Source organism: Chryseobacterium piperi, assembly GCF_002285635.2.
GTDB classification, from domain to species: Bacteria; Bacteroidota; Bacteroidia; order Flavobacteriales; family Weeksellaceae; genus Chryseobacterium; species Chryseobacterium piperi.
The window spans coordinates 220404-246913 of sequence record NZ_CP023049.2 but is presented as its reverse complement, the minus strand read 5'-3'; the positions used below and the strand labels follow the sequence as shown (position 1 = coordinate 246913).

Annotated in this window: 22 protein-coding genes; 11 read left to right on the top strand and 11 right to left on the bottom strand. The window is 35.8% G+C overall.

The window, feature by feature from the left end; genetic code table 11:
- Positions 1-137: 137 nt before the first annotated feature.
- Together CJF12_RS01190 and CJF12_RS01185 are read right to left on the bottom strand one after the other, a co-directional pair.
- Positions 138-2258, bottom strand: a complete 2121-nt coding sequence (locus tag CJF12_RS01190; protein ID WP_034686218.1) for a type IA DNA topoisomerase — start codon at positions 2256-2258, stop codon at positions 138-140.
- A 214-nt stretch (positions 2259-2472) separates the two neighbouring features.
- Positions 2473-2778 carry a GNAT family N-acetyltransferase gene (locus CJF12_RS01185; protein WP_034686217.1) on the bottom strand — a complete coding sequence of 102 codons (306 nt, stop codon included), beginning with the start codon at positions 2776-2778 and terminating at the stop codon, positions 2473-2475.
- A 548-nt stretch (positions 2779-3326) separates the two neighbouring features.
- Between CJF12_RS01185 and CJF12_RS01180 the strand changes: the two genes are divergently transcribed.
- The 5 genes from CJF12_RS01180 to CJF12_RS01160 all read left to right on the top strand — a co-directional run bounded on the left by CJF12_RS01180 (position 3327) and on the right by CJF12_RS01160 (position 9672).
- Entirely contained in the window at positions 3327-4325 is a 999-nt protein-coding gene (locus tag CJF12_RS01180) for an EamA family transporter (protein WP_051887346.1), read from the top strand.
- Between the two features lie 22 nt (positions 4326-4347).
- A complete protein-coding gene (locus tag CJF12_RS01175; protein WP_034686216.1) occupies positions 4348-5376 on the top strand; it encodes a methionine ABC transporter ATP-binding protein in 1029 nt (342 codons plus the stop codon).
- On the top strand, positions 5369-6025 hold the full coding sequence (gene metI, locus CJF12_RS01170) for a methionine ABC transporter permease MetI (RefSeq protein ID WP_034686214.1): 657 nt from the start codon (positions 5369-5371) through the stop codon (positions 6023-6025). The genes CJF12_RS01175 and metI overlap by 8 nt, the downstream gene beginning before the upstream one ends.
- Positions 6026-6194: 169 nt before the next feature.
- Positions 6195-7004 (top strand): methionine ABC transporter substrate-binding lipoprotein MetQ, encoded by an 810-nt coding sequence (metQ, locus tag CJF12_RS01165; protein ID WP_034686212.1) that lies wholly within the window; start codon positions 6195-6197, stop codon positions 7002-7004.
- A gap of 406 nt (positions 7005-7410) precedes the next feature.
- On the top strand, positions 7411-9672 hold the full coding sequence (locus CJF12_RS01160; RefSeq protein WP_034686210.1) for a glycoside hydrolase family 3 C-terminal domain-containing protein: 2262 nt from the start codon (positions 7411-7413) through the stop codon (positions 9670-9672).
- 196 nt (positions 9673-9868) lie between these two features.
- Here CJF12_RS01160 and CJF12_RS01155 read toward each other — a convergent pair whose 3' ends face one another.
- Positions 9869-11077 carry a CynX/NimT family MFS transporter gene (locus tag CJF12_RS01155; RefSeq protein ID WP_034686276.1) on the bottom strand — a complete coding sequence of 403 codons (1209 nt, stop codon included), beginning with the start codon at positions 11075-11077 and terminating at the stop codon, positions 9869-9871.
- A gap of 78 nt (positions 11078-11155) precedes the next feature.
- Here CJF12_RS01155 and CJF12_RS01150 point away from each other — a divergent pair, with 78 nt between their 5' ends.
- A complete protein-coding gene (locus tag CJF12_RS01150) occupies positions 11156-11947 on the top strand; it encodes an AraC family transcriptional regulator (RefSeq protein ID WP_034686208.1) in 792 nt (263 codons plus the stop codon).
- Here the strand turns inward: CJF12_RS01150 and CJF12_RS01145 are convergent, their stop codons facing one another.
- The 3 genes from CJF12_RS01145 to CJF12_RS01135 form a co-directional block, all read right to left on the bottom strand.
- Positions 11948-12532: an LOG family protein gene (locus tag CJF12_RS01145; protein ID WP_034686206.1), complete on the bottom strand. Its 585-nt coding sequence runs from the start codon at positions 12530-12532 to the stop codon at positions 11948-11950.
- Positions 12533-12556: 24 nt separating this feature from the next.
- Positions 12557-13315 carry an IS5 family transposase gene (locus CJF12_RS01140; protein WP_095591055.1) on the bottom strand — a complete coding sequence of 253 codons (759 nt, stop codon included), beginning with the start codon at positions 13313-13315 and terminating at the stop codon, positions 12557-12559.
- Between the two features lie 133 nt (positions 13316-13448).
- Positions 13449-14837 carry an MFS transporter gene (locus tag CJF12_RS01135; protein WP_034684466.1) on the bottom strand — a complete coding sequence of 463 codons (1389 nt, stop codon included), beginning with the start codon at positions 14835-14837 and terminating at the stop codon, positions 13449-13451.
- 143 nt (positions 14838-14980) lie between these two features.
- On the opposite strand from CJF12_RS01135, the gene CJF12_RS01130 reads away from it, so the two are divergent.
- The 5 genes from CJF12_RS01130 to CJF12_RS01110 all read left to right on the top strand — a co-directional run bounded on the left by CJF12_RS01130 (position 14981) and on the right by CJF12_RS01110 (position 19282).
- Positions 14981-15451 (top strand): Lrp/AsnC family transcriptional regulator, encoded by a 471-nt coding sequence (locus tag CJF12_RS01130; RefSeq protein ID WP_034684431.1) that lies wholly within the window; start codon positions 14981-14983, stop codon positions 15449-15451.
- Between the two features lie 535 nt (positions 15452-15986).
- Positions 15987-16754 carry a methyltransferase domain-containing protein gene (locus CJF12_RS01125; RefSeq protein ID WP_034684428.1) on the top strand — a complete coding sequence of 256 codons (768 nt, stop codon included), beginning with the start codon at positions 15987-15989 and terminating at the stop codon, positions 16752-16754.
- Positions 16738-17211: a GNAT family N-acetyltransferase gene (locus tag CJF12_RS01120; protein ID WP_034684426.1), complete on the top strand. Its 474-nt coding sequence runs from the start codon at positions 16738-16740 to the stop codon at positions 17209-17211. The genes CJF12_RS01125 and CJF12_RS01120 overlap by 17 nt, the downstream gene beginning before the upstream one ends.
- A 241-nt stretch (positions 17212-17452) precedes the next feature.
- On the top strand, positions 17453-17791 hold the full coding sequence (locus CJF12_RS01115) for a hypothetical protein (protein WP_131329536.1): 339 nt from the start codon (positions 17453-17455) through the stop codon (positions 17789-17791).
- A gap of 321 nt (positions 17792-18112) precedes the next feature.
- Positions 18113-19282: a T9SS type A sorting domain-containing protein gene (locus CJF12_RS01110; RefSeq protein ID WP_084675638.1), complete on the top strand. Its 1170-nt coding sequence runs from the start codon at positions 18113-18115 to the stop codon at positions 19280-19282.
- 787 nt (positions 19283-20069) lie between these two features.
- Here CJF12_RS01110 and CJF12_RS01105 read toward each other — a convergent pair.
- The 5 genes from CJF12_RS01105 to CJF12_RS01085 form a co-directional block, all read right to left on the bottom strand.
- Positions 20070-20927 (bottom strand): helix-turn-helix domain-containing protein, encoded by an 858-nt coding sequence (locus CJF12_RS01105; RefSeq protein WP_034684416.1) that lies wholly within the window; start codon positions 20925-20927, stop codon positions 20070-20072.
- A 104-nt stretch (positions 20928-21031) separates the two neighbouring features.
- Complete coding sequence (locus CJF12_RS01100) at positions 21032-21358, bottom strand: hypothetical protein (RefSeq protein WP_131329534.1); 327 nt, start codon at positions 21356-21358, stop codon at positions 21032-21034.
- Between the two features lie 153 nt (positions 21359-21511).
- Positions 21512-22363, bottom strand: a complete 852-nt coding sequence (locus CJF12_RS01095; RefSeq protein WP_034684412.1) for a GIY-YIG nuclease family protein — start codon at positions 22361-22363, stop codon at positions 21512-21514.
- A gap of 224 nt (positions 22364-22587) precedes the next feature.
- Positions 22588-23289 (bottom strand): M48 family metallopeptidase, encoded by a 702-nt coding sequence (locus tag CJF12_RS01090; protein WP_034684409.1) that lies wholly within the window; start codon positions 23287-23289, stop codon positions 22588-22590.
- Positions 23290-26499: a type I restriction endonuclease subunit R gene (locus CJF12_RS01085; RefSeq protein ID WP_034684405.1), complete on the bottom strand. Its 3210-nt coding sequence runs from the start codon at positions 26497-26499 to the stop codon at positions 23290-23292.
- Positions 26500-26510 lie beyond the last annotated feature (11 nt).

The following is a 26510-nucleotide window of genomic DNA, read 5'->3' as shown; positions in this document are numbered from 1 at the left end:
AAGCGAAGTGAAGGAATCTCAACTTAGCAGAAAAGTAGAAGTCTGCATAATCTGTGGACTAAAAAAGATTTATAGATTATTTTTTAGATTGCTTTACCTTCGGTTCGCAATGATAAGACAATACTATTATTAATAAGCTACCCTAGCTGTACTGTAAAATCATCAGATAATGAAAGAACTCCTTCTGTCAGAGCATCCGGGTGAGTGTTAAAGCCTTTTAATTTTGAAGTTTTTCCTTTCAGAATAAGATCCATAAGCTGCTTTTCCGAGAGCTTTTTCCCAAAAATTTCGAATGGTATTTTAAATCCACAGATTTTGAAATCGGAACAACCCACCGCTGTCTTTCCTTTAACCAAATGATGTCCTTTACATTTTGGGCATTTGGTTTCTTCCCAGGATTGAAGTTCTTTTTTAGGAGCAGGTTCTTTTTTCTTCTTTTCGACCACTTTTTCTTCTTCCTGTAATGTAATCACCTTTCCTTTTCCGTCAACCACTTTTTTGGTTAATTCGGTAACCATCTGTATCAGCTCTTCTTTAAACTGATTGGCTTCATATTCGCCGCTTTCAATTTTACGAAGCTTCAATTCCCATTCTCCGGTTAACTCCGGGCTTTTAAGAAGTTCGTCTTCAATTGTGTCAATCAGTTGAATTCCGGTCTGTGTAGCATACAGATTCTTTCTTTTCTTTTCAATGTACTTCCGTTTGAAAAGTGTTTCTATGATATTGGCTCGGGTAGATGGTCTTCCGATTCCATTGTTTTTCAACATTTCCCTCAATTCTTCATCGTCTACCTGCTTTCCGGCAGTTTCCATCGCTCTTAGCAATGTTGCTTCCGTATAAGGTTTCGGTGGTGATGTTTTCCCTTGATGGATCATGGGATCATGAGGTCCCGTTTCTCCTGCGGTAAATTCAGGAATCGTTTGTTCTTCTTCCTTGTCCTTATCTTTTTCTGAGGGTTCTTCCTTTGCATCTTTTGCATACACAGCTCTCCATCCCGGTTCCAAGATCTGTTTTCCACTGGTTTTAAAAGGAATGGTTCCTACTTTTCCTTCTACCAATGTATTTGAAATTTTACATTCAGGATAAAAAACAGCTATAAAACGTTTGGCAACGAGGTCATAAATCAATTTTTCCTCCCTGCTCAGATTCTGTGAAGGTGGAACTTCAGTTGGAATGATCGCATGGTGATCCGTAACTTTTGCATCATCAAAAACAGCTTTTGATTTGGGAATAGGCTGCCCTAATAATGGAGAAATCAGCTCCTGATAAAAATACATTTTCCGAAGAATTACTTCTATTTTCGGATAAAGGCTTTCTGATAAATAGGTCGTATCTACACGTGGATAAGTCACATGCTTTTTCTCATAAAGACTTTGAATATACTTTAAGGTACTGTCCGCAGAGTATCCATATTTTTTATTCGCCTCTACCTGAAGTCCGGTCAAATCGAAAAGTCTTGGATTTTTTTCTTTTCCTTCTTTAATTTCAAAGGATACGATTTCAAAAGGATTTATTTTAAGATATTCCAATCCTTTTTCTGCACGGTCTAAAGTCTTTAATCGATCAATTGCAGCATTGAAAATAACATCACGATATTTCGTTTTCAGTTCCCAATATTCTTCGGTAGTAAAACTGTCGATTTCCTTCTGACGCTGAACCAACATAGCTAATGTCGGTGTCTGCACTCTTCCAATGGAAAGAACAAATTTATTGTTCCCAAACTTCTTGGTGAAAAGCCGCGTTGCATTGATTCCCAATAACCAATCTCCTATCGCTCTTGCATTTCCGGCTAAATACAGATTTTTATAATCATCTGCAGGTTTTAGTTTTTCAAAACCTTCTTTAATCGCTTCTTCAGTAAGTGATGAAATCCATAAACGCTGAACAGGCTTGCTACATTTTGCTTTCTGCAATACCCAACGCTGGATCAATTCTCCTTCTTGCCCGGCATCCCCGCAATTAATCACCTCGTCACATTCTTCCACTAATTTTTCTATTACCTTGAATTGATTTTCAACTCCTTTATTCGGAATTAATTTTATCCCAAAATTATTAGGAATAATAGGTAATAAAAATAGATTCCAGGATTTGAACTGTGGGCCATAGTCGTGAGGCTCCTTAAGTGTACAAAGATGTCCGAAAGTCCATGTTACACAATAGCCGTTTCCTTCCATATAGCCTTGTTTAGGCGTGGTAGCTCCTAATACTTTGGCGATATCTCTGGCAACACTGGGTTTCTCGGCAATACAAAGCTTCATGAATGTTCGGGATTATTGAAAGGGCTGCAAAATTCGGGATTTTTTTTGACTTTTATGGAAAAAGTTATGAGAGATCTATGCTAAGTACTGTTTATTGCTCACAAAAAATGATAGAAAAAACGACCATAGGAGCTGTGAATTTCATCCTTTAAAAAGATTAGCTCCTTTTTTAAGGAGCTAAAAATATCATAACAATTGGATCAACCTATATAACTTAGGCTTTGTCCTGATCTTTCAACCAAACATCATTATATTCTTCCGGATGTCGTTTGAATTGTGCAAAAACATAAGGACATAAAGGCACAATCTTCAGATCATTTTCTCTCGCATAGGAAACAAGTCTTTCCAGTAAAATTTTAGCAAAGCCTTTTCCTTCGTGCTCAGGATCTACTTCCGTATGATAAACGGTTAGTTTTTGTCCAATCACTGAAATATCCATTTTGCCAACTTTCTGATCATTAGAAAACAACTGAACCTCTCCTCTGTTACGGGCACTGACAATTACTTCTGTTCTTTCCATTTTAGTTCTTTTTTAATTACTATTTTAATATCATAAAGGTAGGATCTTTTAACGAAGTGATTCATGATCTATGGTAATTTCTCAATCATTGCTTGCCTTTAATTCTAAAGCAAAACTATCCCGACAAAGCAACAAAACCTGACGTATTAAAAATTTTATCCGGTTATTTTCTGAGTTTACATAAAATTATTAGGTAATTTCTATTTTTTTCAAAGAAAAACAAATCTATCATATAAATTAAAACACTAATAATCAATGATATAAATATTAACTCAAAATTAATTTTCAAAAAGTCTACTTTTCTAGTGGACTAATAAAAATATATGTTTTATATTTGCAACCGTATTCAGGAAATAAGAAATGAAACCGGAATTTAAACATACCAATTCAATGAAGAAACGTGCTATCAAAACAATGATGATGCAATGCTGTATGCCTATGTTTCGATATTACTGTGGTTGACCTTACTTTTATATGATATATTCTAAAAGCTTTACCACGTGGTAGAGCCTTTTTTATTTAAATGAACAACATTAAAAAAACATACGATGACTTACTCTAAAAACAATTGGTTGATTCCTGTAGCTTTCACCAATATTTATGTCATATGGGGAATCACCTTTTTAGCGATTTCCTTTGGATTAAAAGGATTTCCTCCTTTTATATTATCAGGTTTCAGGTTTTTAGTAGCCGGAATATTGATGCTGGCGTATCTTTTAGCCAAAGGAGAAAAAGCAAATTCCGTCATTAACTGGCGGAAAAACGGGATTACAGGAATTCTTATCCTAACCGGAGGAACAGGACTTGTTGCCTGGGGAGAGCAATATATAACTGCTTCAGAAGCGGCGATAACCATAGCAACAGGACCCTTTTGGTTTATTGCTATTGATAAAAAGAACTGGAAATACTATTTTTCAGATAAGTTTATCCCTATAGGGCTCATCATAGGTTTTATCGGGCTGATACTATTCCTGAAAGGAAGTGTTAATGCTAACGTTCATCATACTGCAACAGGAAGCTCACTTCGTATTACCGCATTTATTGTGTTGGCCATAAGTTCGGTAGCATGGGTTTTAGGGTCTTTATATTCAAAGAAGAATCCATCCAGCCATTCCACCTTCATGAATATTGCACAACAATTGATTATTGCAGGAATTGCTTCTTTTGTGATTGCCTACTTTAGAAAAGAATGGAATAATTTCTCTATTACAGGGATTCCATTGTCAGCATGGTTGGGTGTATTATTCCTGATTTTCTTCGGTTCTATTATCGCCTACCTCTCTTATATATGGCTGCTATCCGTAAAACCGGCAGCATTAGTAAGTACCCATACCTATATCAATCCTATTGTAACTGTATTTGCTGGCTGGATTATTGCTAATCAAACCATCAACGGAAATCAGCTGTTCGGTTTGTCTATTATATTAACGGGAGTTCTCCTTACCAATATTACCAAATACTTCAAACTTTCAAAACGATCAAAAGTAAAGATCAGAAAAGTAATGCGGTATGTGAAGAGAAATAACAGACCTTACCAACCCGTATAAAATTTAACGTAATTAAGCTATAATGATAGAGATCAAAAACATTTCAAAAACCTTTCATCAAAAGAAACAGTCTTTTCAAGCACTGGATGATGTCAGTCTGAGTATTGACCAGGGTGATATTGTTGGGATTATTGGTTTTTCCGGGGCTGGAAAAAGTACTTTAATACGAACAGTAAACTTATTGGAACGACCTGACAAAGGGCAGATTATCATCAACGGAAAAGACTTCACTCAGCTAAAGCCTAAACAGTTGGCACACGAACGAAAAAAAATAGGGATGATCTTCCAGCATTTTAATCTTCTTTCTTCAAGAACGGTCTTTGATAATGTAGCATTGCCACTGGAACTTGATGGAATCAGTACTTCGGAAATCCAAAGAAAGGTCAATGAATTATTGAAAATTGTTGGTTTGGAAGATAAGGCCAACGACTACCCAAAAAGCCTTTCAGGAGGACAAAAACAAAGGGTTGCCATTGCCAGGGCTTTAGCCAATGATCCGTATCTGCTGCTTTGTGATGAAGCTACCAGTGCTCTGGATCCCGCTACCACGCAATCGATTTTACAATTATTACGAGACATCAATCAGCGTTTGGGAATTACCATTTTATTAATTACGCATGAAATGGATGTAATCAAAGCAATTTGTAACCACGTGGCTGTTATCGATAAAGGTAAACTCCTTACGAAAGGAACCTTACAGGAAATCATTTCGGATAAAGAACATCCGGTTATCAAACAATTTATAAACCCAGGCATCATGACTATACCTCAGGAGCTTAATAAAAAGCTGCAAAAAGAGCCGAAAGAAGGTCTGTTCCCGCTTGTGGAAATAGAACTTAATGAACATATTACCGTTGAAAAACTACTTTCTAAAATATATGATGAATATAAAATTCCTTACAAGCTTTTAAAGGCAGATGTAGAATATTTAGGAAACTCTAATTTTGGAAAACTGCTTCTGCATTTACAAGGTGAAGATGAAGAAAATCAAAAGGCCATCTATTATTTCAATCAAAACAAAATTCAAAATACAGTAAAAGGTTATGCTTAGTGATACAGTAATTTCTCTATTATCAAAAGGGATTTGGGAAACCGTTTATATGACTTTTGTGTCAGGATTCTTTGGTTTTGTTTTGGGTCTTCCTGTAGGAATTCTGTTGTTTCTGACAAGAAAAGGACAGCTTCTGGAAAATATGCTCTATAACAGAGTCTTATCTATTGTGGTGAACATCTTCCGTTCTATTCCTTTTATTATCTTAATTGTATGGATGATTCCTTTTACAAGGGCTTTGGTAGGAACCTCTATTGGGGTTAATGCTGCTTTGGTTCCGCTGAGTATCGGTGCAGCTCCGTTTATTGCCAGACTGGTGGAAAACAGCTTATTGGAAATCCCTTACGGACTTATTGAAACAGCAAGAGCTTTAGGTGCTACTCCATTTCAGATCATTAAAAAAGTTTTGCTTCCCGAAGCGCTGCCTTCACTAATCAACAATGCAACTATTACTTTGATCACCCTTGTCGGTTATTCCGCAATGGGAGGAGCTGTAGGTGCTGGTGGATTAGGACAAATCGGATATCAGTATGGATACATTGGCTATGATGCTGTGATTATGAACCTGGTTTTAGGACTATTGGTCGCTTTGGTTTTCATCATTCAATTCTCCGGAGACCGACTTGCTAAAAGATTTGACCATCGATGAAGGAGTTTGAAAGTATGAGGGTTTTAGAGTATGAGAGTTGGAGGGTTGGAGCGTGTGACAGTTAGGAGGTTGGAGTGTAAATAAACAATAAAAGAGAAACGATTTTACAGTTTTACGATTCTGCATTTTCGCGATAAGCGATTTTGCTTTAAAAAAAATAATATATATAATGAAAAAAGTAAAGATTTTAGGAATACTTGCTGCAGGTTTGCTGGTATTCAACGCATGTAATTCATCAAAAAAAGAAGATCCCAATTATATTAAAGTAGGGATTGCTTCAGGCCCAGAGCAGGAAATTGCTGAAACAGCCAAAAAAGTAGCCAAAGAAAAATACAACCTTGATGTTGAATTGGTCGCTTTCAATGACTATGTCGTTCCCAATGAAGCACTGAACAATGGAGATATTGATGCCAATGCTTTTCAGCACGTTCCCTATCTGAATGAACAATCCAAGCAGAGAGGTTATAAACTGGCAGTTGTAGGAAATACTTTTCTTTATCCTATTGTTGCCTATTCAAAGAAGATTAAAAGTATCAGTCAACTACAAAATGGTAGTACCATTGTTATTCCGAATGATCCTACCAATGGCGGACGTTCTTTGCTTTTGTTACAGAAAAACGGACTGCTACAATTAAGAGACGGGATTGGATTGCTTCCTAAAGTCACTGATATTGTAGGAAACCCAAAACAACTGAAAATCCTGGAAATAGAAGCGCCACAATTGCCAAGAGTCCTAGATGACAAAGAAGTCGTTATTGCCATCATTAACAATAATTTTGCAGCACAGGCAGGGCTGGATGAGAATCAATTCGGAATTCTTAAGGAAGGCAAAGATTCCCCTTATGTGAATGTAATTGTTTCCAGACAAGACAATAAAGATGCTGAAAAAGTGAAAAACTTTGTGAAGTCTTATGAATCTGACGAAGTCGTAAAGAAAGCGGAAGAAATATTCAAAGGCGGAGCAGTGAAAGGATGGTAATAAATACAATGTAACAATGAAAAAATGCAGCAATGTAACAATATGTTCTACGCTGCAATTCAGGTTATCATTAGGAAGGTATGTTTTTAAGCAAAACCTTTTAAAACAAGATAGAAAATGATTTTGTATTGAGAAACCTTGGTAAGCTGACCATGTTATCATATATAAGTGTAACAATAATCAAATGTTTAATACCAATTGATTGTGTTACACTTTTTTTATCGATATCGCGTAAAAAATCTATTTAAAATTTCATATCACATAAAAACCTTTTAAAATGGGACCTTCCCATTTGTTCGCTTCAATAAGAACTGGTTATAATTAACCATTTATTAAAAAAATCATTATCTCAATTTGAGATAATAAATAAATTTCCTATTTTTGTTACGAATCAAAAAAAGGTTTTATGTTAAAAAAAACTGCCATAGTAAGTCTATTCACTCTTATTTCAATTTCTTCAATGGCTCAAACTAATACCCTTCCTGTCTATTTAGACGAAACAAAACCTGTTGAACAGCGTGTACAGGATGCGCTTTCCAGAATGACTCTGGAAGAAAAAATAGCGATGCTTCACGCTCAATCCAAATTCAGCTCTCCCGGTGTTCCAAGATTAGGAATTCCTGAGTTCTGGACTACAGACGGACCTCATGGGGTACGCCCAGAAGTTATGTGGGATGAATGGAACCAGGCTGGATGGACAAATGATTCAATTATAGCTTATCCCGCATTAACTGCTTTATCAGCGACATGGAACAAAAAGATGTCATGGAACTATGGTAAGGCTTTAGGAGAAGAAGCACGATACAGAAAAAAAGATATCCTTCTGGGACCCGGGGTTAATATTTACAGAACGCCACTGAACGGAAGAAATTTTGAGTATATGGGGGAAGATCCCTATCTGACTTCAAAAATGGTTGTTCCTTACATCAAAGGGGTACAATCTAACGGAGTGGCTACTAGTGTCAAGCACTTTGCCTTAAATAATCAGGAGATGTTCCGACACACGAGCAATGTTAATGTAGATGACAGAACCCTTTATGAGATTTATTTACCTCCTTTTAAAGCTGCAGTAACTGAAGGTGATTCATGGACGATCATGGGAGCCTATGATATGTACAAAAATCAATATGCCAGCCAGAACCAATACCTTTTAAATGATATTTTAAAGGGAGAATGGAAATATAAAGGAGTTGTTGTTTCCGACTGGGGCGCAGTAAACAATACGGAACAGGCTATCCATAACGGGCTGGATCTTGAGTTCGGAAGCTGGACCAATGGTCTGTCAGCAGGAACAAAAAATGCCTACTACAACTATTATTTAGCAAAGCCTTATCTGGATTTAATTAAATCCGGGAAAGTAGGAACCAAAGAGCTTGATGATAAAGTAAGCAGACTATTGAACCTGGCCTATAAAACAACGATGAACCGAAACAAACCTTTCGGAAATATTGCTTCTGCCGAACACCAGGCTGTGGCCAAAGAAATCGGTGAGGAAGGAATTGTTTTATTGAAAAACCAAGGCAATGTTTTACCGATCGACATCAATACAACTAAAAAGATTGCTGTAATTGGAGAAAATGCCATTAAAATAATGACTGTAGGAGGAGGATCTTCTTCATTAAAAGTGAAATACGAGACCTTACCTTTAGACGGAATTAAGAAAAGATTCGGAAAACAGGCTGATGTACAATACGCAAGAGGCTATGTAGGAGACATCGGCGGTGAGTACAACGGTGTAAAATCAGGACAGGATCTGAAAGACACTCGTTCAGAAGCCGAGTTAATCAATGAAGCGGTAGAACTGGCTAAAAAGTCCGATGTTGTCATCTTTGTAGGAGGTTTAAATAAAAGCGACTTTCAGGATAGTGAAGGAAATGATCGTAAAAGCTATGGACTTCCTTACAATCAGGATCTTGTGATTTCTGCCTTGGCAAAAGCAAATAAAAATCTTGCTGTTGTCTTGATTTCAGGAAATGCAGTGGCAATGCCCTGGATCAAAGAAGTTCCATCTATTGTTCAATCATGGTATTTAGGCTCTGAAGCAGGAAACTCGATCGCTTCAATCTTAGCAGGAGATGCCAACCCTTCCGGAAAGCTTCCTTTTACATTTCCTGTAAAATTAGAAGATAATTCAGCACACCAGTTAGGAGAATATCCGGGACAAAAAGATGAGTTTGCTGCAGGAAAAGGAAAAGATCAGAAGAACCCTATTAATATTACATACAATGAAGGAATCTTTGTAGGATACCGTTGGCATGATACAAAAAATATTAAACCGCTATTCAGCTTCGGACATGGATTGAGTTATACTACTTTTGAATTTGGAAAAGCCAAAGCGGATAAAACAACGATGTCCCAGAATGATAAAATCACCTTTACCGTAACCGTAAAAAATACAGGAAAAAAAGCTGGAGCTGAGGTTGCTCAATTATACATCAGTGATCTTAAATCATCTGTTCCACGCCCTGCCAAAGAATTGAAAGGTTTTGAAAAAGTATTTTTAAATCCCGGAGAACAGAAAGAAGTGACGTTTAGTATCGATAAAACAGCATTAAGTTATTTTGATGCAGGTAAACACGATTGGGTTGCTGAGCCTGGTGATTTTGAAGCATTAATCGGAAACTCTTCCGACGCCATTAAAACGAAAGTGAAATTCACTTTAAAATAAATATTTTTTTTTTCATCATTTGTGTTTTTTGACCTCCCGAAAGGGAGGTTTTGTTTTTTTAGTCCTTTCAAATTATAACAAACTAAAAGTATTATCTAGGATCACAAAAATAATTTTAATTCTACAAATGCTCTCACCAACTCTCAACTCTTAACTCTTAACTCTTAACTCTTAACTCTTAACTCTTAACTCTCACCTAAGCCTGATCTTCAACAAACTTTCTCCTCGCTGCCTTCATACCAAAGAAAAACATCAGAATTACTGAAATTCCCAGAAAAGTAAAGGAGTACCTCCAGGAAGCGTCCCAATCATGCAGCTTACCAAAAACAGCCGGTCCGAAAGCTGCAATCAGGTACCCTATCGATTGTGCCATACCGGAAATCTTAATGGCATTGGCACTTGACTTTGTTCGCAACGAGAAAAATAAGATTGATAAACTAAACGACAGTCCATTGGATAGCCCCAGTAGAATTGCGGTAGCATAAATCCATTGTGATTTTAGTAAGGCAAACATTACGATACTGGCGAACATCAGGACACATAGGAATACAATCATTATTCTTTGGTCTTTCATTTTATTGGCGATAATCGGTCCTACAAAAGTGATGGGAATCATCGAAATCTGAATCACAAACAGTACCCAGCCAGGAGCGTTTCCATTCATTCCATAATCTCCAAGTACCGCCGGCAGCCATGAGATCAGGGAATAATATACTAAAGACTGTAGGCCCATAAAAATACTGATATTCCAGGCTTGCCCCGATTTAAACATATTAAAATCGGATTTCATCATGGCCTGATTACTCTGTTTGGAAGTTTTTTTATTCAATAAAAGCTCCAGGACGACTACCAATAATGCTAAAAGAGCAATGACCAACCATATCCCTAAAGAACCGCGCCAGCCGTAGCCGGTCCACTCTCCCAGACTTACACTGTATCCGGATGCTAAAGCAGCGGTAAGATTCATGGAAACGGCAAAAATACCAGTCATTAATCCTATTTGTTTTGGAAAATTATTTTTGATGTAGCCTGGTGTAACCACATTTCCCACACAAATTCCCAACCCTATAAATATAGATCCGGTAAACAGCGTCCAAACTGATCCGAATACCCTTAAAAACAGACCGAAACTTAAGATAATCAAAGCATACAATAAAAAACGGTTGATGCTCAAACGGTGTGAAAACCGGCTGACCAATACGGAACAGCTCGCAAACATCAAAAGCGGAATAGAAGTCAGCATACTGCTTTGAAAATTATCCAGGTGTAAAGATTGGCTGATCTGGCCGAGTACCGGCCCAACCGAAGTAATGGGAGACCGAAGATTACTCGATACCAGAATAACTACCAAAACATTGATAAACAATAGGATGTAGGAAACTTCTTTTCTTGTTTCGTTTTTCATAATCATGTATAAAATTGATATTACAAAATTACTTAGGTTATTTTATATACATTTGCCATAATATTAATCTAAAACGACATGAATTCTCCTAAAGTATTAAATGTTGACGACATTGCGAAGCCTTATTTTGTCTGGTTTGAAGACAACTGGAGGCATGATGATGTGCTTCATCTTCATCAGCAGAAAGGGCAATTGGTTTATGTGGAAAGTGGATTCCAGTATTTGACCGTTGAGGGAAAGATGTATCTTTTACCACAAAACCATGCCGCCTGGATTCCATCCAATGCTTTGCATAAAACGAATTCCCATTCTGAAAGAATCAGACTGATGATCCTATTTTTTGATGTCCATCAAGAGGCTAAAGAAAATTCATTTTATCACCAGGTCAACATATTCTCTGTTCCTCCCGTGCTTAAGGAAATGATAAAATATGCTGAAAAATGGTCTATGAATACAGAAGAAAATACGAATGAAAATATCTTTCTGAAAGCTTTATATAATGAGCTGCCTAATTTCGTTGCAGATTCCATTCAGCTGCATATCAGTCTTCCCAAAGACAAACGTCTAACCCAGGCCATCAATTACCTGAATACCCATTATACCCAGGACCTTAAAATGGAAGAATTAAGTGATATAGCTTCATTATCACTGCGATCTCTGGAAAGGATTTTTAAAAAGGAAACAGGCCTCACCTTAATGAAGTACCAACAGATCCTTCGCATTATCAAGAGCCTGGAACTGTTGAGTGCCAATGAATGGACCATCTCCGAAATTGCTTATCAGGTGGGCTATAAAAGCCTGCAAGCCTATACCAATAGCTTTCAATCGGTTATGCAGTACAGGCCCAGTGATTTTGCCAAGTCACTCTGATCAGACTTCGTCTTTGGAAATCCATTGATCAATCTGAGGAGCCTGATAATTTTTAATTTTATTTAAAAGAGAATCGATCTGATCATCCACGATCAGCATTTTTTGATTGACTTCTTTGACAAACCCTTTATCTACCATAGTTTGTATCATTTGCAACAAATCATCATAAAACCCGTTCGTATTAAGCACAGCTATCGGTTTTTGATGCAATCCCAATTGTGCCCACGTCATCATTTCGAAAAGCTCTTCCAATGTTCCGTATCCTCCAGGTATTGTAATAACCCCATCGGATAAATCGTTCATTTTAGTCTTACGTTCATGCATCGTATCTACCAGAATCAAATCACTCAGCTTATCATGAGCAATTTCTCTTCCCTTCAGAAAATGAGGAAGTACACCTATTGCCTCACCATTATGTTCAATTACTCCATTTGCTACGGTTCCCATCAAGCCACTATTAGCACCTCCATATACCAAACCTATTTGCTCTTCAGCCAGCTTTTTCCCCAGCTCATAAGCCTGATCTTTATAAATAGGTTCAGTTCCAAAGCTTGATCCACAAAATACGGTCAGTCTTTTTATCATCTTTATATTTTTTTAAGAGTCTGTTTAAATTTTATTCAGTAATAATTTTATGGCGGATAATTTGACCATGTTTTCAGAGGATTCCATTAAGAGTTCATAATTTCTGCATAATCTTCTATCGTTATCAAACCAAGCAAATGTACGCTCTATAATCCATCGTTTATGAATTGGCTCAAACCCTTTTACTTTTTTGTCACTCCGCATTACGATCTGAATGATATAATTAAACTTAATTCTTATTTCCTCAATAATCTCTCCTCTATAACCTCCGTCCGCCAGGATTACCTGAAGCGGAATTAGTAAATATCGCAGTGTTTTGATCAGTAACAATGCAGCCTTACTGTCATGAACATTGGCTACACTTACCATTACGGCTAACAAAAAACCATTTTTGTCTACCACAACGTGTCTCTTGATTCCTTTTATTTTTTTACCTCCGTCAAAGCCATTGAGTGAACGGTTATTTCCCCAACGAACACTTTGACTGTCAATAATTCCTAAACTTGCCTGCGCTTTCTGACCCCTGTTTCGTCGTACTTCCTCTCTCAATTTTGATAATAATAAATCGAAAATCTCCAGATTTGACCATTTTGAATAATAGTAATAAACCAATTGCCATTTGGGAAAATCATGAGGTAAAAGTCTCCATTGACAGCCTGTTTTTACTAAATAACTGATAGCATTCCAAATGACAACCAAATCATATTTTCGTTTTCTGTCATCAAAATCTAATGCTTTTTTTATAAATTGCCACTGAGTTTGGGTTAAGTCCGTTGGATACATTGATGTTTTTTTCTTTTGCAACTCTAAAATGACAATTTTTATGCAACTTTTAACCCTTACTATTTTTTATTATTACTTTTTTAAACAGGCTCTAAATAGTTTATAATTCTATGAAAAGTTAGATAGCTATTCCTTATAAAACAACAACCTCTTTTCTTTTCACTTTTAGTTCTTTAAAAATCAAATATACTAACATTCCGATTGCACACACAGCATAGGCAGCCAAAATAATAATACTCAGGCTTCCCACTTCCCACTCAGAAGGAAAAAGTTGGCTCATTAAGGTCATGAATGATAACCCGATTCCTGCACCCAAAAAGTAGTTAGTACTCGTTAAACTCGATGCTACCCCATAATGTGAAGCTTCCACGTCTCGAATGCCCAGAATGGATAAACTCGTAAAGCAGAACGTCATTCCCACTCCCGAAATACAGGCTGCTCCCAATAAAACAATTGTTAAAGGATGTCCAAAATAAATGGCAATTAATAAAGATAAAGCCCCTGCCAACATAAAAGACCATCCGAAAATCCCCATTTGTGAAGGATTCAGCTTTTTGGAAATATGAGGCAACACAAATTTTGCAACCAGAGCAGACAGGATACTGAATGGTACCAGCATTAAACCTGCCGAAGCAGCACTGTGTCCCATATCTTTTTGAAGCATTAATGAGATCAGAAATAAAAACCCTATAAAAAATGCTCCCAAAGTAAAGAACGTCATGTTGGAAATCATTAATGATCTGTGTTTGAAAAGTTTCAGATCTATCAAGGGCTCTGCTACTGTTTTCAAACGATACAGTACAGCACCTAAAAGCATCACTGACAAAACAAGAGAACCTATAATCAAAAAAGGATGTTCTTTAATCTGGATCAGTTCATGGGCACCATAGGTTAAACTTAATAATCCTAAAACCAATAGAATTCCTGAAACCGTATCCGTTTTCTGAGTACTTTCATTCTTTTCATCCGCAGGCAGATATTGATATGCAAGAATAAGCGTAATCAACAGAACCGGAACATTGATCAGGAAAACCCAATGCCAGCTTAAATAGGTACTAATGATCCCTCCTATCGATAATCCACTTCCCGATCCGATAGCTGCAAAAGAGCTGAACACTCCTAATGCGCGGTTTCTTTCCTGATTTTCAGTAAATGTGTTGGTTACAATAGATAATGCTGAAGGCATAATAAATGCTGCTCCTAATCCCTGCAATGCACGGAATATAGCCAATACTTCAAAATTGGTCGAAAGACCGGCTCCTAAAGAAGTCAGCATAAAGATCAGCCCACCCAGAAGAAACATTTTCTTACGTCCGATCCGATCAGAAAGTTTTCCTCCAATAATCAGAAACCCTCCAAAAAATAATACATACAAGGTTTGTAGCCACTGTACCGTTTCAGCCCCGATATTAAACTGTTCCTGAATAGATGGAATGGTCAGATTGATAATCGCAATATCCAGAGCTTCAACGAAAGTTCCGATAGATGCCAATATTAATATTAAGTTTCTCCTTGTTCCCATACTATTCAAATTTCCTGCAAAATTAAAATTATTAGAACATATGTAAAAATTATCCATTAAATTTGGAACATAAATTGTATTTTAAATCAAATTAAAGAACGAATGTGCTTTTAACTGAATTTTAAAATAAAAAAACAGAACAAATGCAACCGGAAAATTACAACCTGGACGAAAAAGACCTTTCTATTCTGCGTTTATTACAAAAGGATGCCAAACTGAGTGTCCGTGATATTTCTACCCGGATCAATTTAAGCCCTACTCCAACCCATGAGCGCATCAAGCGTATGGAGAAATCAGGAATTATTAAAGAATACACAGCTGTTCTCGATCGGAAGAAAGTCAACAAAGGGATGATGGTGGTCTGCATGATCGCCCTGAATGCTCACAATAAAAAAACGGCAGCAAAATTTATTGAACAGGTAAGCAAACTGAAAGAAGTAGTAGAATTCTACAACATCAGTGGTGATTTTGATTTTATGCTTAAAATTCTTGCTCCCAATATGGATGAATTTCATGAATTCTTCGTGAACAAGCTCTCCGAAATTGAAGGAATCGGACAAACGAAAAGTATTTTTGTGATGAACAGTATTAAGGAAAGTTCTCAGATTATATAAGGTTTAAACGCCTTGAGTATGGTTAATCGCAAAGACGCAAAGAATTTTAAAAATAAAACGTTTTTAAGACGCAAAGGCGTTTCACTCAGCAAAGATAATGATGGCACTTGTCATTGACTACGTCTAATCTTCGATTTCTGAACGTAGCTGGAACAGCGGAGTGAAGGATCTTCACATAGTTATTAAGATCATTCAGAGATTTCTCAATGTGTTCGAAACGACAAAGCTAAAGCACAATATTTGTCATTCAGAAACGGAGCGAAAGCGGAGTGAAGAATCTAAACTTAGCATAACCACAAAACTTTAAAAAATCTGCAAGACTATAAAAGTTCCCACGCATTTCACAGATCACGCAGAGTCCATCTGGTATTGATAGCGAAGAAATCTCATCCATCCATAAAATTTCCTTACAATAGCTAATAACTAAAAAACTTAAACATTAATAATCAACATTTTAAGAAACTTTTAATCTTATTTATTCTTTATTTTCAATGTAGAATTCTTACATTCATATCATCAATTAAAACAGAATATTATGCCTTGGAATCCTGATGTTTACAATCAATTTAAAGATATCCGTTTTAAACCGTTTTATGATCTTGCTGATCTGATCAAAGAGGAAACTCCTATGAAAGCAGTTGATTTAGGTTGCGGAACAGGAGAACAAACCGCTATCCTTACAGAGAAATTCCCTCACGCAGAGTTTACTGGTATTGATTCTTCCCCTGAAATGTTGGAAAAATCCAAAACACTGGAAAATGAACGCCTCCATTTTAAAATGGCACCCACTGAAGAAATGCTTAACAGTAATGAAAGCTGGGATCTTATCTTTAGCAATGCAGCTTTACAATGGTCCGATGATCATCCCACTTTATTTCCGAAACTAATTACAAAACTGAAAACCAACGGCCAACTGGCGATACAAATGCCTTATCAGCCGGAAAACATCCTCAATAAGATCTTATATTCACTTGCAGAAGAAGAACCATTCAAAGCCCAACTCAACGGATGGAACCGTCCCTCAGCAGTGCTTACCATTGATGAATATGCACAGCTTTTGTTTGAAAATGGCATTGAAGATCTCAACCTTTCACAAAAGGTATATCCGATTATCGCAGCGGACCATGAGACTTTATATAATTTTATTTCCGGTTCTGCATTGATTCCCTATCTGGAAAGACTGAACCAGGAACAGCAAAACGAATTTACTACAGAATTTAAAAAACGTATTGCTAAGGCATTCCCTAAGCTTCCTGCTATTTATGCATTCAAGAGAATTTTAATGTATGGAAGAAAAAAATAAAAATCTCCATTTAAGAAAGGCTGCTTTTCAAGACCTGGGCATTATTATAGAAATGCTTGCCGATGATGTGTTAGGTCAAACTCGGGAAGAACTCACAGACCCTATTCAGGAATATTATATAAATGCCTTTCATGCAATTGATAAGGATCCTAATCAGGATCTTGTGGTATTGGTCGACGAGCAGGAGAATGTTTTGGAAACTTTACAGATCACTTATCTCCAATACCTCAATCATAAAGGAAGCCAACGTGCTTTAATTGAATCAGTCCGGATCCATTCTTCACAACGGGGAAAAGGATTGGGTGAAAAGATGTTTCAGCTGGCCATTGAACGTGCTAAAGAACATGGTGTTGCCATTATCCAGCTAACCTCTGATAAAAAACATACGGAAGCTTTAAAATTTTATGAAAAACTGGGATTTATAGCTTCACATGAGGGTTTTAAAATGAAAATTTAATGAAATCCAAAGCTTTAAAAATATCGTATATGCTTCTGGTAAAGTTAATTCCCAATATTATTCTATGCAGAAAATAGTAAATATACGCTCTGGGATGCAAGATTTTTAGAGTTTGGGATTTATTAGATAAAGGAACTTACATTGGGCTTAACTTTGTTTTAGTAAAGGCTTTAAACAGAACAGAATATTTTAATAAAAATCAGAATAAAAACCGATATCAAGAACAAATAACCAATCTACTATGAAAAAAGTATTAGCAATAATAGGTTTAACAGTACTGCTATTCAGTATTACCCATTGTACAGCAAAACCAGCAACTTCATCAACAGATATGGAGAAGAACAATATAATATCCGTTACCGGAAAAGTCACAAAAATCGAAAATGGTAAAGACGGTTATATGGCTACCATTCAGGATGCTCAGGGAAAGGAATATGTTGCGACCATCAGTATTGTCAACCTTCAGAAAAGCGGAAGTACATTTAAACGTTATGAAGTGGGAAATACCATTACTGTTCAAGGTCCTTCATGGAAAGATGATCAGGGAAAAATCTATATCAAAGCTGAACAGCTTAAATAACATATCAAGAAACTCAACTTTTTCAATAATTCTCTATTTAATATCCTTCAATATTTTTTGAAGGATATTTTTAAATCAATCCAATGGTTTTCAAAACATTAGTATCGTTTTCAATACAATCCTTTTACAGAAAGCAAACAGCGAATATTTAGATATCATAAATAAATAGTATAGATATTAAGTATAATGGAAGCTCTTCTGTCTCCATCATATTTTCAATAAATAAGCACCTATAAAAATCCCTATAAAGTGATTAAATGTATTTTCGGATGATAATATTTGGTAACTTAGTGACAACTAATCAACCATCAAACTCACATTATGAAAACATCACTATTATGCATGAAAAGCAGTATAGCAACAGCTGTGTTACTTTTCACCGGCATAGCCAATGCCCAACAATGGCAGACTACAGGAAATGCAGGAATCACCCCCAGTAACTACATCGGTCCCGTAGATGCAAGGGTTCTGTACTTAAAAACCAATGGGGCTTCTTCCAATCCGGGTCAGGCACTTTTGAATGAATCCGGCTCATTTATCGTAGAAGGGGCAAACAATACCAACTTTGCAAAAGTCAAAGGAAGTATTGTTAATGGAGTTTCAAATGTTCTCGGAGCACAGGCTGGCAGCTCATTGGTAAGCGGTTGGCAAAATGATCTTAACAATGGTGGTGGCGCTAATGTTATTGGTGGACAAGCCAATGTTGTAACGAATAATGCATCAAAATCGGTTGCATTAGGATGGAAAAACACCATCAAAAACCATAATCAGTTTGCCTTAGGGGTTGGAATTGATCTTAGTGAAGAATATTCAGGCGGATTCGGAATAGATCTGGTTGCCACCGGAAATCGATCTTTTGTGATTGGAGCAGGATCCGGCGGGGCTAAACTCACGAATACCATTCCGTACTCCATTATGCTCGGAATGTCAGGAACTCCAACCATGTTTGTTAAAGACCAAGGAGTCGGAGTCAGGACTACAGCACCTACTGCTAATTTCCATACGGTAGGAACGGTAAGACATGAAGGACTTCCCGTAGGAAGCGGACGAGCCCTGGTTGTTGACACCAATGGAAACGTTATGGTTTCCAACACTTCATTAAGCAGAATGGCAGCTCCCGATGAAACCATTCAGAAACTGGAAGACCGGATTAAAACCCTTGAAGCTACCGTAGAAGAGCTCAAACAACTTTTATTAAATAAAAGCACCTCTACAACCATAGGCTCAGACCTTCCTGAATTGTTTCAAAACGTTCCGAATCCGACGAAAAATGAAACCAGCATTCGATATTACGTTCCGCAATCAGTAAGAACAGCATCCATTGAAATATACAGCATTTCAGGACAGATGATCCGATCGTTTCCATTACGTGAAAAAGGAAATGGAGGTATCAGACTTTCAAATGGTGATCTTCAATCCGGTACGTATGTTTACAAAATGACTACAGACGGAAAAGTAACTGAGGCTAAAAAAATGATCATAAAAGATTAAGTTATTGATATATTATTTTCAAAAGCGGTCGATGACATAGTTCAAAGGCCGTTTTTTTATTTTTCAAACCCCTTAAGTCGGGAGTTTGTCATTTCGAAGCCAGGAGAAATCTCTTAATGATCATGATAACTATGTGAGATTCGTCACTGCGCTGTTCCAGCTACGTTCTGAAATCGAAGATTAGACATAGTCAATGATAAGTACTACAACAATCACAATTATTTGTCATTCAGTAGCAAAGCGGAGGAATCTCGCCATAGCTATTCAGGTACATTATTAGAAACCTTACTTGTTCTTAAACTCTCGCAGATTTGGCAGATTAAGCAGATTTTTTTTCCTGCTATATTTAGATTCCTTCACTTCGCTTTCGCTCCGTTTCTGAATGACAAATATTGTGCTTTAGCTTTGTCATTTCGACGATAGGAGAAATCTCTTAATAATCTTAATCACTTATTATTTCCTTAATGTTTTAATATTTAGATTCGCCATCATTCTCTTTGCTGAGTGAAACGCCTTTGCGTCTTAAAAACGTATTACTTTTAAAAATACTTTGCGCCTTTGCGATTAACTATTTTTTAAAAATATTTTTCCAACGCAAAGATTAGTGATGCTGCTGTATAGTTAGAGTAAGCAAAGAGTTTGCTTCGCTTATTAAGCTTATGTTTTTCTTACTGTATTTAGATTCTTTTGCTTGATTGAAGTTGAAGAATAGACGAAATCGGTCATAAGAAAGATCTGTGTGATCTGTGAAATCCGTGGGAATTTTTATAATCTCTCAGATTTCTATTTATATTTTCTGCTTTTGGCAAATCTCTTCCTGCCGTTTAGCCCTGAATTCCACCGCTGTCATCCCCGTTCCTTTTTTAAAAACCCTTGAAAAATAAACCGGATCTTCATACCCCAGTTCATGGGCTATCTGTTTCACATCCATTGTCGTATACAACAACAGACGTTTTGCTTCCAGTAAAACCTGATGTTGAATCCAGAAACTAGCTGGCTGACCTGATATTTCTTTAACCGCTTCGTTTAAATACACCGGTGTGATAATAAGAAAACGGGCATATTCACGCACTTGCTTGACTTTTTTATAATGTTCTCTTACTAGTTTTTTAAACTGCCTCGTAATCCTTAATGGGGGTTCACTAATCCGGTCTTCATCCTGAAATTCCGTAAGTCTGGAAACCATCATTCCGATCACAGATTCTACCAGTGCCTGTTTGGCAGCAGCATTATGCACTCTGTTATTTTCTTCAATTTTGTCCAATATCACGGGAATATCAAATATCGAATCCATTTTTCCTACCTCAACCCTTTGATGAATCCATTGGCAAGCTTCCAGGATATCCCGGTAAAGCTCTGGAATAGCCCGTGTATCTATCGATAAAAACCAGCCTTTAATATCTTCCTGATCTTTATACTGGCGAGTCTGCCCTGGAGCTACAAAACATAACCAGGCTCCATCCAACTCCATTGTACTGAAATCTACTTCAAGGACAAATTTCCCTTTCTTCTGCAAAATAAATAGATATTGATCATCCCGGTGAATTCCGGTTCCTTTCTCAGATAAAGCGGATAAAGGCATCAGACTGATTCCAAAATCCTGTAATTGACGGTGGTGAAGCGATATCGCCGGATACTTTTTCATTCCTTTCGTGTTATAGAACCTAAAGATAACAATAATCTATCAATTTGGGAATGTGTATATAAAGCCATCTTTTTAATTATAGCTTTACCATTATATGCAGGCAACTACCCTTTACTCATCACATGGTTATAAAAAAGCTCTGCAATATCACGATCAGCCAGATCCTGATGCTCCGACTGACTGATCTCTTTAAGAACCTCTAAGAAATAAGACAAGCCAAATACATTATAATACCTTACCCCATCTTTAACAAACTCTGTACTGCCCTCCGTTGTTTCAATTTCAAAAAATGCTAAGTTATTGTTTAGCTCCAACGGCTGCTCCATAAAGATTTCAAGAGATTGAGATGCCTGATCTAAATTCTGATCACGACAAAAATCCTGATAAGAACCTCCAGTTCGGAAATAGTTGATTAATTCTGATAAATTCATGTTGTTTTCTTTTTTATCCCTCATACTTTCCCCTTTGACAATCTAATTTCTTTATTGATAGCAAAAGACAATCCGTCTGTATAAAAATATTCTTTGTTTGGGTCTATGATTACTTTTTTTACGCCTTATCATTCATCTAATGTTCAAAATAGCTTATAAAGCTTCTAAAGTTTTTAATTGAATTCCTCCTTCAGTTTTCCATTCCAAGGGACCACTTGCTGATCTTGCTAATGTAGCCGCAGCAGCTCTCGAAGATGAGGTAAAAATGTAATCTTTTGTTAGTCTATAAAAATTATCTTCTACCACTAATACTCCTTCTTGTAGCATGCTTCCTCTTTCAGATGAGATACTATTGGTCAAAGAAGGTTGTTCTGCTATCATCAAAAGAGAATCTTTATACACAATGAAACCTTCAGTTGATGGACTTCCTTTACTATTCGCTCCTGCTCCGTTTTTGCAAAAGAAAACTTGTGGTGTAGCTTCACCCTGTTCAACTGTTTCTTCTAATGATTCAAATATTTTGTATCCCAATGAGGCTGTCAACACTTTGATATTAGATAAAAACTCTTCTAATTCTGCCTGTTCTGCTTCTGATAATTCTGGTCGGGTGGGTATATTTTGATTGATATCATAACGTCCCGCGTTTATGGCTAAATTGTATAAATGATTTTCTAAATATTTTACACTAGCCTTGTTGAGGTATTTATCTTTACTGCCAAAGAAAACAACTTCATTCCAAAAATCAGTTGTAGCAATATGCTGAGATAGGCGGCTTGCCATAATTTCAGCTTCACCAATATAAGCAGTGTCTTCATTATTTTCGCCCTTTCCAAGCAATATATACACTCCTGACTTTTGGAATTCCCACCTGTTACTATATTCCCTTATCTTGATACGTGGTACCTTAATACCGATACCCGTCCAATTACTAAGTTCTGCAGTAGTAAGTCCATTAGTAGTGCCATCTACTAAAAATAGCCGAATGGTTTTTCCGAAGGTGTTCATGAAATTTCCATAATTATAGTTTTTGTAATGTGGGAATGCATTCTATTCACTAAATAAAAAATACTGCCTCAGTAAGGCAATACTTATTTTTATAATCTATTTTTTTTTAAATAATAATGTTTGTGTTTTTACAAATATAGAGAAAATTTGTTTCGTACTTGTACTTAACTATTGATGTATTTAAATAGTATAAGCCTAATTTAAAACAGTTTCGGTAAATTGTATTATGCTAAGCTTATTTCTAGTTTATTTTTTAATTTTTCCCATTCGGGTAAAATTTTACTGATAAGCATATAGAAATCCTTAGAATGATTGGGAACTACAAGATGACAGAGTTCGTGAATAATCACATATTCAATACATGCTTTATTAGCTTTTATAAGTTCTGTATTTAATAAAATATTCCCATCTGTTGAGCAACTTCCCCATCTTTTTTTCATGAATTTATGCTTTAATGAAATATTATACTTCTTGAATTGAGGAAACTCATTAAGAGTATCTTTCAAAATACTTTCAAATATTACCGTCGCTCTTTTTTTATAGTCATTAATAATATATTTTTCGATATTTTCAGTATTATTAGTTTCCACGATCATTATTCCTTTTGATAGTTTAACGCATGGTTTTCCTTTAGTATGATTAATCACTAGTTTATATTGTCTTCCTAAATATCTGTGAGTCTCTCCAGCAATATATAATCTTTCAGTAGTAAAAGGTTTATACAATTCAAAAGTTCTTTGTTGCTGTAAGACCCATTTTGATTTAGGTTTTACTTTTTCTAGGATGTTTTCAACATCAGAATTCTCAGGAGCAGTGATTATAATATTGCCTTCCGGAAATACTCTCAGATCAATAGTTTTCCGGTTAGAATACACAATTTCGGCCTCAATTGTTTTACTACCATATTTATATTGAATTTTGTTCATTTAAATGATCTGTCTTTTGGTAATGGTGTAAATTTCTTCTATGAATGGATCAATTAACTCAAACGGGATTTGCTTGTCCTCTTCTAATGAAAGGCTATAGAAATAGTCATCTAAATCATTAGAAATTTGTTTTTCAAGATCTTTGTTTGATTTCCAGTCAATAATAGGTTTTCCTCCTTCATGAATTTTATTTAAAATAATCTCCTGAACTTCCAAGGCAATTTCAGCGTTTCGTTCGCTTTCCATAAGATAATCTGAAAGTTTATCATTGATATAGTTAAAATAGGCCGTTCCCAGTCGGTTATCAGTTAAAATATCAGGAATATCATCTTGTTTTCCACTTTGAAACTTTTCCTCAATGGCTTTCATTTTATTGAGATATTCGGTTTCGTCAATACGACTTTGCTTGTATTGTTCTATAGTATCTTTGATTAATTCGGAAAGTTTTTTATAAAATACAGGATCATCATCCATTTTAATAGAAATTCCTTTGGAAGTTCTGGATGCAATGTGATCGGCTTTTGCAGCTTTTCCTGTAATTTTTTCTACTTCTTCATCTCTTTGTTGTTTATCAAAGATGTCAATAGGTTCTGTTATTTTCAGCATTTCCCCATCAGTAGTAAGATGTTTGTCTATTAATTTCTGTACCTGAGGCTCATAAGCTTTATAATCAATATCATCAAAATATCTTCTTTTAACATCAATACGAAGCTGGATAAAAAACTTAGCATCTTTTTTATATTTCTCTATGACAGCATCGTTTTTAACATCATTAAATTCTACAGTGGACATCGCAAGTTTGAAAAGTCTTAAAAACTTGGATAACTTCTCATAGAAAAGATGTCTTTTATCCTCCAATCTTAATTCAACTGCATAAGCTTCTGTGTCATATTTATTTTTAATGTTTTTGAAAATATCCCAAACCTCAGAATGAGCCTGTGGCAAATCTTTGATTATATCCTGTACATTCGTTACAGAACCTTTTGCATCATCTTTTTCTATGCCATCCAAACCAGAATAAATTTCGATGGCTTTGTCTAAATTCTCAAGATTACCATAATAATCAATGATTAATCCATAGTCTTTGCCTTCTGCAACACGATTAACGCGGGCAATAGCCTGTAATAAAGTATGGTTTTTAAGGCTTCTTGTTAAATAGAGAACTCTGTTATTCGGAGCATCAAAACCAGTTAAAAGTTTATCTACTACAATAATAATCTCGGGATATTCCTGCTTTTTGAAAGCATTAATAATAGACTTTTCATATTTTTCATGGGTTCCGTACTTATCCATCATAGATTTATAGAACCCTTGAACAAGGTTTTCATTTTCTTCAAATGCATCATCATGATTTTCTCTGGTATCTGGCGCTGAGATTACAACATCAGAGGTCACTATACCAATTTCATTAAGATACTTTCTATACTGTATTGCAGTTGTTTTATTTGGGGCAACTAATTGTGCTTTAAAACCTGTTCCCTGAGCAAAATCTGCAAAATGTTCAGAAATATCCCACGCTCTGTCATAGATAATCTGATCTGCTTTATTAATGGTATTTTTAGAACTATACTTTCTTTTCAATTCTGCTTTTCCAAATTTTGTTAATGATTCTGCTATTTTATCAAAGAAAGTATCCATAGGTTTTTCATTCACCGTCATTGAATTATGCCTTCCCTCATAAATTAGTGGTCTTACTGCTTTATCTTCTACTGCATCTGCAATAGTATAATCATCAATAATTCCTCCGAATTTATCTGCCGTATTTTTTTCACTTTTCATCAACGGAGTTCCTGTAAAAGCTATAAAACATCCATTTGGAAAAGTTTTTTGCATTTTGACATTAAAAGTATCATACTGGCTTCGATGTCCTTCGTCTATCAAAACAAATATTTCACTGGAAGTAAAACCTTCAGGTTCCTGATTGACAGCAGCTTTAAATTTATTGATAATGGTTGTGATAACAGCATCTGAAGTACTTTTTATGAGCTCAACCAAATGTTTACCGGTAGCAGCCTCTTTTACCTCAATATTACATTTCTGAAATGTTTCTGTAATCTGTGTATTTAAATCTACACGGTCAGTAACCAAAATGATCTTTGGGTTTTTGATTTTTTTACTTAAAGCAATCATTTCCGCCAGCATTACCATTGTCAATGACTTACCACTTCCTTGTGTATGCCATATCACACCTCCTTTTCGTTTACCATTACTTCCAATGTTTTCAATACGTTTAAGCGTTTTGGTGATCGCAAAATATTGCTGATAACGGGCTACTTTTTTAATTCCATCATCAAACAAAATATACTTAAACATCAGTTCCAAAAGACGTTCAGGTCTACAAATATTATACAACAATTTATCCTGTTCAGTAAGAATTGTTTCATTTTTCCCAAGTTCATTGAAGTATTGAAGAGTAGAATAATATCTTGTCTTAAAAATAGTTCCATTATACTCAGGAGAGAGTGATTGTTGTTTCAGATTAAACAGTTGTTGGTTGTATTGTTCTTCTTCATTTCCATTTAAAAACTTTTCTTTCCATACATTCCAGAATTCTTTTGGAGTAGCAGTTGTTGCATATTTTGCTTCATTAACCGCTAGTGCTAATGTAAGATTAGAATATAAATATAAATCTCTGATTCCATCATCTTTCTGATTTCGTAAATGTTGGGATATAGCTTCTTCTATAGGTGTTTTAATAATATTAGATTTACACTCTATAACCACCATTGGAATACCATTGATAAACAGTACAATGTCAGGTCTGTAAGAATCAGATCTGTTGGTTCTTAGAACAGGGAATTCTTCAGAAATATGAAATACGTTATTTTCAGGTGTTTCCCAGTCGATATATTTGAATGAGAAACTTTTTCGGTCTCCTTCAATTGCCTGTTCAAAACTTTTCCCTAAAGTGATCAGATCATAAAAATGTTGATTGGCATTAATATAGCCTAAATGAACGGGAAGTTCTTTCAGCTCGTTAATGGCCAATGCAATATTACTGTCTGAAAACTCATGAATATTCCCTTTGTATTCTATTGTATTAATCTTCTTTAACTGTTCCTGTAAAACAGGAGTAAGAATAACATTAGATTTTCTGCCTTCGCGCAGAGAAAGAGCTTCATCCGGGGCTAAGTAGGTATAGCCCATTTTTATTAATAACTGGATAGCCGGAATCTGGCTGATATGGTCTTCTGAATATGATGGTGTCATGGTTTGTTATA